Source organism: Candidatus Eisenbacteria bacterium, assembly GCA_013140805.1.
Taxonomy (GTDB): Bacteria; Eisenbacteria; RBG-16-71-46; order RBG-16-71-46; family RBG-16-71-46; genus JABFRW01.
This window is the reverse complement of the sequence record JABFRW010000051.1, coordinates 24,193-36,534: the sequence shown is the minus strand read 5'-3', so window position 1 is coordinate 36,534 and position 12,342 is coordinate 24,193. Positions and strand designations below refer to the sequence as shown.

The 12,342-nt window shown below is 67.1% G+C and carries 8 protein-coding genes; all 8 read right to left on the bottom strand.

Annotated elements, in window-relative coordinates; genetic code table 11:
• A partial coding sequence (locus HOP12_04740; GenBank protein ID NOT33461.1) for a bifunctional folylpolyglutamate synthase/dihydrofolate synthase occupies positions 1-888 on the bottom strand: 888 nt, incomplete at its 3' end.
• A 4-nt stretch (positions 889-892) separates the two neighbouring features.
• Positions 893-1,834, bottom strand: coding sequence for an acetyl-CoA carboxylase carboxyltransferase subunit beta (locus tag HOP12_04735; GenBank protein ID NOT33460.1), 942 nt, complete (start codon positions 1,832-1,834; stop codon positions 893-895).
• A 32-nt stretch (positions 1,835-1,866) separates the two neighbouring features.
• On the bottom strand, positions 1,867-3,063 hold the full coding sequence (gene tsaB / locus HOP12_04730; protein NOT33459.1) for a tRNA (adenosine(37)-N6)-threonylcarbamoyltransferase complex dimerization subunit type 1 TsaB: 1,197 nt from the start codon (positions 3,061-3,063) through the stop codon (positions 1,867-1,869).
• Complete coding sequence (gene tsaE / locus HOP12_04725; protein NOT33458.1) at positions 3,060-3,572, bottom strand: tRNA (adenosine(37)-N6)-threonylcarbamoyltransferase complex ATPase subunit type 1 TsaE; 513 nt, start codon at positions 3,570-3,572, stop codon at positions 3,060-3,062. Before tsaE ends, tsaB begins: the two co-directional genes overlap by 4 nt.
• A gap of 90 nt (positions 3,573-3,662) precedes the next feature.
• Positions 3,663-5,255, bottom strand: coding sequence for a T9SS type A sorting domain-containing protein (locus HOP12_04720; GenBank protein ID NOT33457.1), 1,593 nt, complete (start codon positions 5,253-5,255; stop codon positions 3,663-3,665).
• On the bottom strand, positions 5,252-6,271 hold the full coding sequence (locus tag HOP12_04715) for a PorV/PorQ family protein (GenBank protein ID NOT33456.1): 1,020 nt from the start codon (positions 6,269-6,271) through the stop codon (positions 5,252-5,254). The genes HOP12_04720 and HOP12_04715 overlap by 4 nt, the downstream gene beginning before the upstream one ends.
• Complete coding sequence (locus HOP12_04710; protein ID NOT33455.1) at positions 6,268-9,603, bottom strand: hypothetical protein; 3,336 nt, start codon at positions 9,601-9,603, stop codon at positions 6,268-6,270. The genes HOP12_04715 and HOP12_04710 overlap by 4 nt, the downstream gene beginning before the upstream one ends.
• The gene (locus HOP12_04705; protein NOT33454.1) at positions 9,600-12,308 is read right to left on the bottom strand and encodes a TonB-dependent receptor; all 2,709 of its coding nucleotides are present in this window, start codon (positions 12,306-12,308) and stop codon (positions 9,600-9,602) included. The genes HOP12_04710 and HOP12_04705 overlap by 4 nt, the downstream gene beginning before the upstream one ends.
• Positions 12,309-12,342 lie beyond the last annotated feature (34 nt).

Genomic DNA, 12,342 nt, shown 5'->3' with positions numbered 1-12,342 from the left:
CGCCAGTGCCGTGATGCCGTGCGGGTTGTGCGCACCGTCCCACAGCAGGCGCGGCTCATCCGGGCACGCTTCGAGGCGGCCGGGCCAGCGCGAGGCCGCGAGTCCCTCACGTTCCGCTGCAGCGGGGATCGAAACGTCGGCTCGCCTCAGTGCTGCGAGGATCGCGCGCGCGGTCGCCAGGTTCTCGAGCGCGAACGCGACCTCGGGATCGGCGCCACCCGGTGTCGGCTCCTCCGCTCGAAGCACTTCGGCGCGACGTTCGCGCGCCACCTCGCGGATCACGCGCTCCGCCACCAGGTCCATGCCGGCGCCGATCACGACCGGCACGCCGGGCTTCACGATTCCGGCCTTCTCCGAAGCGATCTTCTCGATCGAGTCACCGAGGATCTCGGTGTGATCGAGTCCGATCGAGGTGATCGCGGTGACGATCGGGCTCACGACGTTCGTGCAGTCGAGTCGCCCGCCGAGCCCCACCTCGACGACCGCCAGCTCGACCTGTTGCTTCGCGAACCACGCGAACCCGAGTGCGGTCGCGACTTCGAAGAAGGTCCGCTCGTCGCGGTCCGGAAATGCGGCGATGCGTTGAAGCGTCGCGGCGAGCCATGCCTCGTCGGCCCATCGCCCGTCGACGCGAATGCGCTCTCGGAAGTCGACCAGGTGCGGCGAGGTGTAGAGCCCCACGCGATGGCCCGCCGCGCGCAGCACGCGCTCGACTCGCGCGCACACCGAACCCTTGCCGTTGGTGCCGGCCACGTGCACCGCGCGAAACGAGCGCTCGGGGTGGCCGAGGGAGCGCATCAGCGCGTGCGTGCCTTCGAGTCCCAGTCGGTCGCGCCGACGTTCCGCGCCGTACAGGGCTTCGAGGGCGGCCTGCAGGTCGGGACGCACGGCGTCAGTTCGAGGGAACGGGATCTCTCGATACCTCGGGGAGCGCAGGGTCGTAGGGATGCGGCGAGGTGCCGCCTTCGGGAGCGAATCCGTGCGTCGAGTGCCAGAACAGGCGCAGCAGCTGGGCGACCTCATCGTGCATCTGCTTGCGATGCACGACGCGATCGACGAAGCCCTTTTCGAGCACGAACTCGGCACGCTGGAATCCCGGCGGCAGCTCCTCGCCGATGGTCTGTCGAATCACGCGCGCGCCGGCGAATCCGACCAGCGCTCCGGGTTCGGCGAGGATCACGTCGCCGAGCGAGGCGTAGGAGGCGAGCACGCCCGCGGTCGACGGGTCGGTGAGGATCGAGATGAACGGGATGCGCGCATCCTGGAGTCGCGAGAGCAGTGCGGAGGTCTTCGCCATCTGCATGAGCGACAGGATTCCCTCCTGCATGCGCGCACCGCCCGTCGCCGATACCACGATGACGGCACGGCGATCCGCGAGCCCCAGCTCGATGGTACGCGCCACCTTCTCGCCTACCACCGAACCCATGCTGCCGCCCATGAAGAAGAAATCCATCAGCGTGACGGCGACCGGAATCCCTCCGACCGTGGCCAATCCGGCAATCGCGGCGTCCCGCAGACCGGTCTCCAGCTGCGCCGCCGCGAGCCGATCGGGATATCGCATCTTGGCGTCTCGAAACTCGAGCGGGTCGCCGGCAATCAGGTTGTCGAAGCGCTCGGTGAACGAATCCTCGTCCACCAGATACTCGAGGTAAGTGAGCGCCGGGACGCGGAAGTGAAAGTTGCAGCGCGGGCAGGTCCACTGGTGCTCCTCGAGCACGGTCTGGAACAGCGCCTCGCCGCAGCCTTCGCACTTGGTCCACAGGCCTTCCGGCACCTGGGTCGCGTCGCGCTTCTCACCCTTGATTCCGGTTCGCTCGCGCTTGAGCCACGACATGCGTTGGGATCACTCCTGATTGGTGCGCTGCATCAGACCGGGGGAGCTCCCACGGCTGCGTACTCGGGACGCCACTCCATCAGAAGGGCGTCTTCACCGGTGTCACGATAATACCCGCGCCGAAGCCCCGCCAGCCGGAAGGCGTGAACGCGGTACAGCTCCTGGGCCGCGAAATTGGAAACCCGTACTTCGAGCGTGAGGCTCGAGAGACCCCGGCGCTCCGACTCGGCGAGCACTTCGCGCAACAGCGATCGACCGACACCCAGCCGGCGATGCGGTGAATCCACCGCGATGTTACCCAGATGCGCCCCACCCTCGCCGAGCCACGCGATGCTGTAGCCGGCGATCGCTCCCTCGCGCTCCGCAACTCGTGCATACACCTGCGACTGCTCCAGCTCTCCCAGGAAGAACTCCGGAGTCCAGGGATCCGAAAACGTGCGCTGCTCGATCTCGACCACGGCCGGAATGTCATCGGGATGGAACGCGCGAAACACCACGCGGTCCGCCGCGAGTGCCCGATGCCGCACCCGCTCCTCGGCCTGCGCGGGACGCACGTAGAGCGGACGCGGCGGATCACCGGCACCCGGCAGTCCGGCCGCCGCGCCGCGCTCGAGTTGCGCGGCGTGCGCGAGATCGATCGCCGACAGGCCCTCGAATCGATGCGCGGCAGCCGTTGCACCCGGAAACGCCTGCTCGAGCTCCGATTGCCAGCGTGCCGCGCCCGGCCCGACCACGACCACGTCCTCGAGCCCGGCGGCTTCGCGCGCCTCACGGATCGCATCGAGCAGCGGTTCGAGTCGCCCCACTCGAGGTGCGGCCATCAACCGGACGAGTCCGCGCGAATCGGCCCGGAAGAATCCGGCGTACGCGTCGACGCGCCCGCCCGGCACCATCGGCACCACCAGCGCGCGGCGCGCGCGTGTGCCGTGCGCGAGCGCCGCAAGCGACGATGCGCCGATCAGTCGAGCACCGCTGGCGAGCGCGAAGCCCTCACCCGAGGCGATGCCGACGCGCACACCCGTGAACGAGCCCGGACCCAGATCGACGGCGACCCAGCCGAGTGCCGCCGCGTCGGTTGCGGCTTCGTCGAGCACCCGCCCGACCAGCGGCGTGAGGCGCTGGGTGTGGCCGTGACCGACCTCCTCGATCGCGTGCGCGAGCACGCGCTCGCCACGGAACAGCGCAACCTCGACGTGCGAGGTCGCGGCCTCGATCGCGAGGCCGATCATTCCGCGTCCGCGACTTCGCCGCGGATCGTGCCGGCAGCGGTATCGGATCCCGCTTCGCGCTCGATGGCGCGCCACGCCTCGAGCAGCACCAGCCCGCGCCCTGCGGCAGCGCTCGCCTCGAGCGCGCGCCGATCCTCGGACTCTGAACGGATTCGGATTCGCAACGCCTCGCGCAGCCATCGCTCCGTCAGCCGCTCACCCCACTCGACCGCGAGCACGCCGCGCTCGACATACTCCTCGAGTCCGAGGCCCTCCAGTTCGCCATGCTCGAGGCGGTAGAGGTCGAGGTGGATCAGCGTCACGCGTCCCGCGTATTCGTTCACGAGCGAGAACGACGGGCTGCGAACCCTGGCCTTGCACTCGAGGCCACGCGCCAGCCCCTCGACGAAGCGGGTCTTGCCGGCTCCGAGCGGGCCCTCGAGCGCCACGACGTCGCCGACCTCGAAGGCTGCCGCCAGGCGCAGACCGCAGGCCGAAGTCTCGGCGGCTGATGGAGTGCGAAGGGTCACGATCAGGATTCGATCCGGCGGGTGGAGTCACGCGCTCACGCGTCGGGCGACCCGTGGGTCGCCCGACCGGCCGGCTACTCTACCCGACGACTAGTCCAGCAGCGCCACGCGCTGCGAGCGGCTCTCGCCGTTCCAGCGCAGCTGAAGGAAATACACTCCGCGCTCGAGTCCGCTCCCCTCGATCGCGACCACGTGCTCGCCGGCGCGGCGGAAGCCGTGGTCCACGCGCCGCACGATGCGACCCGCCACGTCGACGAGCGCGAGGTCCACCTCGCCCGCCGCCGGAAGCCGGAAGCGCACCGAGCCGGTGCCGCGCAGCGGGTTGGGCGAAGTGGCGCTGAGCGCGAGGCCGCTGGCGACCGGCGAGCGAGGCTCGACGCCGACCGCACCGAGGAAGCCCGCCAGCGCGAGACCGTTCTGAACCTGCGTGTTCTTCATCACGCGTTGCCAGGGCTTACCGGTGCGATAGTTCTCGATCATCATCACGATCGGGCCCTGATCGATCCCGAGCACATCGGGCCCGTACCAGCCCGTCGCCGGCTTGAAGGCATCGCGGAAGCCATACTGAGACCACAGCAGCGGCCAGTGGTCGTACATGTTGTGAAGCGTCGGGATCACGATCTCGGGCGCGAACGCGATCGAGGCACCGACCGCGGTCGGCGCGAGCGTTCCGTTGTCGTTCTGGGCCGGCGGCGCACCGCGCGCCAGGTAGCCGCCCTGGATGTCGCTCGCAGTGATGCCCCACAACGTGTCGCTGTAGGCCGCCCAGCCGCCGGGATTCGCGACACAGTAGGCGTGCTGGGCCAGGGTCGCGCGGCGCGAGTTCTCGAAATAGTCGATGCCCTTGCCACGCGTGTAGCCGTCCTGGATGTCGCGGAAGTCGATCCAGCAATGCGAGTACTGATGTCCGAACAGCGGCGGAAATTCGATGAAGGTGTAGCCGTAGTTCGTGCGCCAGTCGTAGCCGCTGATCCACGCCTGCCACAGGATCGCCGGAATCGGGTTCGCGGGCGCTCCGATCGAGAGGATGTACAGGATCATCGCCTCGTTGTAGCCGATCCAGTTCCCGAACGTCGCGAATCCGGTGCCCGGCTTCCATCCCATCTTGATGAAAACGTCGTTGTTGCGCATGAAGTTGAAATTGATGCGCGCGATGATGGTGTCGACCGTGGCTCGCACCGTCGAATCACCCGGATCCTGCAACTCGAAGTACTCGCGCGCGTCGATCATGCCGGCGAGCAGCAGTGCCGTGTCGATGGTCGACAGCTCGCTGTCCCAGGTGCGACGCGCGGTGTTCATGTCGAGCCAGTGATAGAACCAGCCCTGATATCCGATGAACCCGCTCGCAGCGGTGCCCTGCGGGCCATTACGAAAGGTGTCGAGCGTGGTCTGGATGCGCGCACGTCCCTGCTCGCGCGTGACCCAGCCGTGATCGATGCCGATGCAGATCGCGCTGAGCCCGAACCCGGTCGCGGCGATGCTCGACACGGATCCCGCGGTGCTGCGGTCCTTGACGAGTCCGTTCGCCGGGTTCGCCTCGAACCAGAAGTAGTTGAATCCGGTGTGTTGAAGCGTATCGAGCAGCGCCTCGGTCGTCAGCGCCCTCGCGGGCGTGACGGAGACGAGTGCCAGGATCCCGGCGAGAGGCAGCGCGAGAAGCAGATTCCATCGAAGCCGGTTCAATAGTTCACTCCCACGGTGATGCGGTGCGTCGCGTCGAGCCGGCGGTGATCCGCCCACGCGTAGTCGGCACGCACCTTGTAGTCGCCGACCCGCGATTGGAATCCGGCCCCGAAGGTGAGGCCGAGTTCCGAGTCCTGCTGGAACAGGTTCTGATAGCCGGTGCGCAGCGCGACCACGTCACGATACGCCCATTCGCCGCCGAGACTGATGCTCTCGGTATCGTCGCTGGGGTGGTACGCGTCGATCGCGAGGCGCAGCTTCTGGGCCGGGGTCAGTCGCACCGGCAGCCCGATTCCGACGCGGAACAGCACCGGCACCGGGAAACGACCGGTCGTCTGGTCGGCCGGCAGATTGCCGTTGTCGCCGTACTCGTCGGGGTCCGCGTCGTAGAGGATCGCGAGATCGCGTCCGCTGAACCGCGAGCTGGTGCCGAAGTAGTTGAGGCTCGACCCGATCTCGAGACCCTGGTCGCTGAGCCGGTAGAGCGTGCCCGCGCTCATCGCGAAGGTGCGTGCCGAGGTGTTGAAGATGCTCTCCTGCAGGTAGTGCATCTGCACGCCGAGCGAGAACAAGTCGGTGATCAGGCGCCCGTAGCCGACCGAGAACGAGACGTCCGAGACCCGGTAGAGCTCGCCGGTGCCGAGCGGCTGGCCGACCGTGCGCACCGCGATGTCGCCCGAGTTGAGCGAGGTCAGGCTCGCGTAGAGGCTGCCGAGGCCGCCGAGCGGCAACGCCACCGCGGCATGGTCGTAGGAGATGTCGGCGAACCACAGCGCGTGAGTGAACTGAGCCCCGCGCGTCTTGAAGTAGCCGATCGCCGCCGGGTTGTAGTAGGCGGCCAGGATCTCGTCGTGCGCGGTCGAGCCCGCATTCCCCATGCCGGCAAGCCGGGCGCTCGGCTCGATCAGCAGGAACTGTCCGGTTGCCGTGCCGACCTTGCTCTGCGCGTGCGCCGGTGTGGTGTGAGCGACCACGAACGCCGAGACCGCCAACAGGATCGGGAGCGCGCGCCTCACTTGATCACCGCGAACTTGCCGATGAACTCCGAAGTGCCGGGCGCTTCGACGTGAAAGATGTAGAGGCCGGGCGCGAGATCCAGGTTGTCTCGCGTGCGCAGGTTCCAGGCAACGTATCCCGCAGTCGTGCCGTCATGATGGAGCGTCTGGACCAGCGCGCCACGCACGTTGTAGATGCGGATCACCGCCGCGGGCGGCAGGCTGCGGAACTCCATGCGGCGCTCGCCGCGTCCCGAGACCGCGAACCGCTCGGGCTCGAAGCTCGCCGAGCCGACGTAGGGATTCGGCACCACGTAGGGCTTCTGGTCGACGGCCTGCGCGGAAGCGAGCGTCACGTCGACGCGCTCCGCCTTCGTGGTGAACGTGAAGGTGTCTCTCACCGTGAACGGCAGCACGAGCTTGATGTCGTACACATCGCCGAGCGACGGCGCATCCACCGGCCCGCGTGCACTCTGCCCGGTGCTGTCGTAGGACACGCGCCACATCGCGATCGGTACGGTCGGCGCCGAGGGCGAGTAGGACATCACGCCGATCGCATCGCCCTGCACGCTCAGCGTTCCGTCGTTGTTCTGATCGCGGAATCCGAAGTCGAGTTGCTGTTCGCCATTCGCGGTGAGCGCATACACGCGAAACCTGGCGGGGCGAGCGAAGTTGAAGCTGTTGATCGTGTTGATGATCGAAGTGTCCCGCACGACGTCGTCGAACACGATTCGGATGCTGTCCGGAAAGTAGGGTTGATACTGGTTGTAGTTGAACGGGACGCCTGAACTCGCATACGTCGTCAGGAGCGCCCGCGTGTTGGTCGTGCTGCCGGTGGCGTAGCCGCTGCGTGCATAGTTGGGACGCACCGTCGAGTCGGTGGCGACGACCGGCAGCAGACCATCGGCGGTCGGACCGAGCCCGAGCCCGCGCAGGTCGCTCCCCCGTGCGATCAGCAGCCGGTGATCGGTGCTGTCCCTCAGCCAGTATTGCGTCGCCGCGATGCTGTCGGAGTCGGGCGCCGTGAAGGTCAGCGCGAACAGATGCCCCTCCGGGATCAACCCGGAGTTCACGTTGCGCACGCTCACCGTGCCGCGACCGATTCCGGCGGCATGCTGCAGGTCCTGGATCTCGGCCTCTTCGTAACCGAGCACGCGTGGATTCGGCCGCACGCTCACGACGTTCGGCGGCAGGATCGTACCCCCGCGCGGCGTTCGCGAGACCGCGACCGGGCTCTCGGATGGGTAGAACTGGAAGCGCTCGGTGTTGACGCCATGGTCGTACGAGCACACGGCGTAGTAGTACTGCTGGCCGTTCGTCACGAGCGTGTCGGTGAATGTGTGCACGACGCCGGTGTTGGTGCCGAGCCAGTAGGCCACACCGTCCTGGGTCTGGGGTGAGTAGCCCGAGATGGTGTCGCGCACGTCGAACTGGGTGATCGGTTTGCCGACGCCGACGGTGCTCGTGCCGCGCCCCGTACGAATCACGCGCGGGTCGAGGAAGTCGGGATCGGTCGAGCGGTAGATCCGGTAGCCCTGGAAGTCGTTCTCGAACGTGACCGGATCGGTGCCGCGCTCGGCGGCGTCGTCCCAGGAGAGCCGCACGTAGCCGTCACCCGCCTCGGCTTTCACGGTGGGCATCGGCGGCGGCACTGCGAACTGGTAGTTCGCGTCGTAGATCTGCTGCACGGTGCGAACGGTCGTGCGCAGCTCGGTGAGATCGGCGCCGTAGGCGAGTGCCAGGCTGAAGCGCTCGTTCTGTCCGGCCTTGAGCGCGAACGGACCCGATGCGAACAGGAAGCCGATGTTGTAGTTCTCCACCAGCGACGAGTCGAAGCGCGCCGCGGGATTCGGATCAGTGAACTTCTGGTAGAGCCGCTGCGGCCAGTGCTGGTCGTCGTCGAAGAAGATGATGCCGTCGACGGGGAAGCCCTGCAGCGAGCGAATGCGGTTCTGCTTGAAGCCGGTCAGACCGATCTGGTCCGACTCGTTCAAATCGGTGCGATCGAAGTTCGGCTCCCCTTCGCTCGGAATGCCGTCGCCCTCGCCGGTGTCGCCAGTCTCCTCGACTCCATCCGCGCCGACGTCGCTGAACTCGGGATCCCAGTCCATGTCCTCGTCGCCGGTCCACCAGACGCCCTTGAGGTAGGCGGGGCGCTGACGGATGGGCCCGATTGCGCGCTCGAAAGCGGCCGTGTCGACACGTGCGGCGATCGCCGCGTAGATCGCGTCGCGGCCGTCGATCCGGGTGCCCGGACCACCGTCTCGCCGCTCGTTGAGAATCCCGTCGCCGTCGTTGTCGAGGCCGTCGAGCGCATTGCCCGGTGTTTCGAGATACGCGTAGCCCAGGTAGCCGGTCGGAGCGCAGTTGCCCGAGAGATCGACGCCACGATTGCGGTTGTCCCACGTGTAGACGAGGTTCAATCCCAGCGATCGATCGAAGAACGCATTGTCGTCATCCGACTCCGGAATGCCGTCGCACGACACGGTCGAGCCACCGACGCCCGAGTCCATGTAGAGGCCGAACACGACGCTGTCGTAGTCGGACGTGCTCTCGTTCAGGATGTCGTAATGCCAGAAGATCACGTTGCCGGCCTGCGGATTCGCCCACTGGAAGCCGCGCACCTCGACGCGCAGTCCGAGCCCGAGGCGCGTGCTGTCGCGCGTGTCGGAGCGATAGTCGAACGCGTCGTAGAAGTCGTCGTCCATCACCGTGAAGCTTTCCTGATCGGCGGCGGCGCGCTTCCCGAAGTAGCCGTTCCAGGACCCTGCCCAGCCTGGATCGTCCGGGTCGTTCAGCTTGTCGGGCCACGTGGTCGGCCAGGTGCGCGGATCGTGACTCATGGCGGGCGAGCGCCCGCGATTGATGGCCGGGTCGGGCTGGAAGTAGCCGGGGCGTGGTTCGAAGCGCATCTGCCGGTTGCGTCGCGGGCTGATGCCCTGCCGCTCGCGGAAGCCGGTCTCCATCACGTACGCGATGTCGCCGCCGCGCTGGCGCACCGGCGTGAGCACGAACGGCGTGATGCCGTCCCCGTAGTTCATCCCGGTACCCTTCGGCACCTCGACGGAGTGGAAGACGCTCAGGTCGACAGGTCCGCCCATGTAGTCGCCGACCATGCCGAAGTTGTAGAACACCGTGCGCAGGTTCGCGGCATCGTGCGTGCCCGAACGCTCGGCATCGACGCGGCTCCGCTGGCTCGCCGGCACGACCGGCGCCAGTTGTGCCAGTGAGACGTTGGCGAGCATCGCCAGCACTGCGGTTGCGGCGATCGACTCGCGCGCGAACGAGCTGATCCAGCGGCGCACACGGCGCGCCTCCCGCATGTCGCGCGCTCCCGGAAAGCTCCAGGTCATTTCGCTCCCCCCCCACCCAGGAATCCGCTCGCGGTCAGCCCGACCTCGACTCGCCGCGGCGAGTAGAAGCGCAACGGATCGGCGAGTGCGGCGCGGTTGGCCCCCGGCGTGCGCGAGTAATCGGGCGAGCCCGTATCGGCGAACACGAAGCCGTTGTAGATTCGCGTGTCGAACAGATTGAACACGCGCGCGAACATCCTGACGCCGCGACGCGTCGACAGGAAGTGCTCTCCGCGCACGTCGATCAGCATTCCATTCGGCTTGCGCCCCGAGTTCGCCTCGAGGCCTCCTCCGAAACCGGTCGTGATCTCGGGCGTGTAGGGCTGCCCGCTCACCACACGCACGATCGCGGCCGCGGTGTAGCGGTCCGGATTCGAGAGCGTGAACGTGAGGTTCAACGTGTGGCGCTGATCCCAGTTGAGCGGAACGAGTCGCGGCCTGGGATCCTCGCCGTTCTCGGCGCGTGTCGCCGTCTCCCGTGGGTCGCTCGCGTTCCCCTCGGCGACTTGCCACGTGTAGTCCATCGTGGCGCTCAGCGGTCCGACTGCGCGCTGATCGAGCGCGAGTGTCAGGCCCAGCACGTTGCCGAAGTCGACGTTCGTCAGTCGCGCGTATTCCGACGCGGCGTAGGTGTCGACGAACTCGACGCCGAGCAGATCGCGGATGTCCTTGTAGAACGCCGTGAAGTCGAGTCCCAGATCGCTCGTGATCGCGTGCTTGTAGCCGAACTCGTACTGGACGGTGCGCTCGGGCTTGATGTCCGGATTCCCGAGCACGCCGAAGCGCACGTCGCCGGCCTGCAGGTTCTCGAGGATCGAATAGTCAGCGTTGCCGAAGATCTGGCCCAGACCCGGCAACTGATAGAAGTGCCCGTACGAGAAGAACACGGCGGCCCGAGCGCCGACCGGATACGAGATGCCGACGCGCGGCGAGAACGACATCCTGTTCGTGGTCGCCTTCGGCACCGACTGCGGGGCGCCCTGGATCGAGTTTGCGGGATTCGCGAGGTCGCTCGGAATCGTCGAGCGCGCATCGAAGAACTCGAAGCGCAAACCCGCCCGCACCGTGAGGTCACGCCACTCGACCTGGTCCTGCGCAAACGCCGAGGCGAGCACCGGGTTGTAGGTGTAGACGCCCGGGTAGTCCGGCGGCTCGTCGATGTGGCGGATCATCTGCTCACGCCCGTCGACGGTACCGAACGTGAGCGTTCCGGGTGCGCCGAACCGGACGCGCGGACGCTGGATCTCGCCGCCGACCTTGACCAGATGGTAGCGATGAATCTGGCTGGTGGCCGATGCCTTGGCGATCCACGCGTCGGTGTTCTGCTCGAAGCGGCCGAGGTCGACACCCTGGATGTAGGCGTCGTTCTCGAACGAGGGATCGCTCTGCGGTGCGCCCGCCGCATCGTAGCGAGGATCGAATACGTCCTCGTAGGCCCAATCGGTGTAGTCCACGCGGTTCTGGCGCCAGGTCAAGTTGTAGAAGGAGTTCTTCGAGAGCCGTTGGGTCCAGTCGAAGCCGTGGACCAGGTTCAGCGTGTGCTGCGTCTTCATGCCGTCCGGATTGTATCGCCAGCGAAAGGTGCCGCCGCCCTCGTGGCCGCCCCGTCGACCCTCGATCGCGTTGAACAATGCCTCGTAGCTCATGGTGACGCTCGACCAGTGCTTGTTCGTGAGCTTCGCGAGACCCGACCACTCCTTCGAATAGCCGAGCGACTGGGTGAGACCGTCCCCGTTCGGATGGAGGATTTGGTTCTGGAAGTCGTTCTGGTCGGTCGGCAGGAAGTATCGCGAGCCGCGCAGATAGTCGCGGTTGACGAACCAGCGTCCACTCACGAGGAACGTCGTCTGCGAAAGCCCGGAGGGGCCGCTCACGCTCGCCTGCATGTTGTGCGTCGAGATCGGACGGAAGCTGTCCGAGACCAGGCGGTCGCCCGGCACGTGACCGGGAGCGGTTTCACGCCCGCCGTCGAACAGGTAGTCGCCGGCGTAGAGCTCCGCGTTCCACTCGAAGCGGTCACTTCCGGACTTGAGCACCGCATTGACTACGCCGCTCAGCGCCTGGCCGTACTCGGCGTCGAAGGTGCCGCTGATCACCTGCACTTCCTGGAGCAGCGAGCGGTCGAGCTTGATGCCCGCCGAGTTGTCGTACAGGTTGTTCACGCTCACACCGTTCACCTGATACTGCACCTCACCGGTGCGGCCGCCTCGCACGTGGCCGTCGACGACGCCCGCCTGAAGGTTCACGAGCTCCTGCAGGTCCTGCACCGGAAGCTTCGCGATCTCCTCGGCGCGCACGATGAATCGCGTGCTGGTGAGATCGGATTCGACCACCGGACGCTTCGCGGTCACCACGATCTCCTCGAGTCCGACGGCCTGCTCGCGCAGCGTCAGGTCGGCCTTGCTGGTCCGGTCCGCCGACACGACGAGTCCGGTCAGCGTCATCGACTGGCGGCCGATCAGGCTCGCCTTCAGGTCGTACGTGCCGGGCGGCACATTGAGGATCGAGAACTCGCCGGACTCGTCGGACACGGCACCGAGACGCGCACCGACCAGGATCACATTCACCGCGAGCAACGGCTTGCCCGCCGGGTCAACGACGCGCCCGCTCACCTTGCCGGTCGTGCCGGCAACGGCGAGCCACGGCACGACCGCCACCGCGAGCATGCACACGGCGGCGGCCAGTCGAAGACGGAGGGGCAGCATGTGGGGCGGAGTTCACCTCGCGCCGGCGGGGGAA

Coding starts and splice junctions, on each gene's coding strand:
- HOP12_04735 (NOT33460.1), bottom strand. CDS start 1,834: ATGTCGTGGCTCAAGCGCGAGCGAACCGGAATCAAGGGTGAGAAGCGC.
- tsaB (NOT33459.1), bottom strand. CDS start 3,063: ATGATCGGCCTCGCGATCGAGGCCGCGACCTCGCACGTCGAGGTTGCG.
- HOP12_04710 (NOT33455.1), bottom strand. CDS start 9,603: ATGACCTGGAGCTTTCCGGGAGCGCGCGACATGCGGGAGGCGCGCCGT.
- HOP12_04705 (NOT33454.1), bottom strand. CDS start 12,308: ATGCTGCCCCTCCGTCTTCGACTGGCCGCCGCCGTGTGCATGCTCGCG.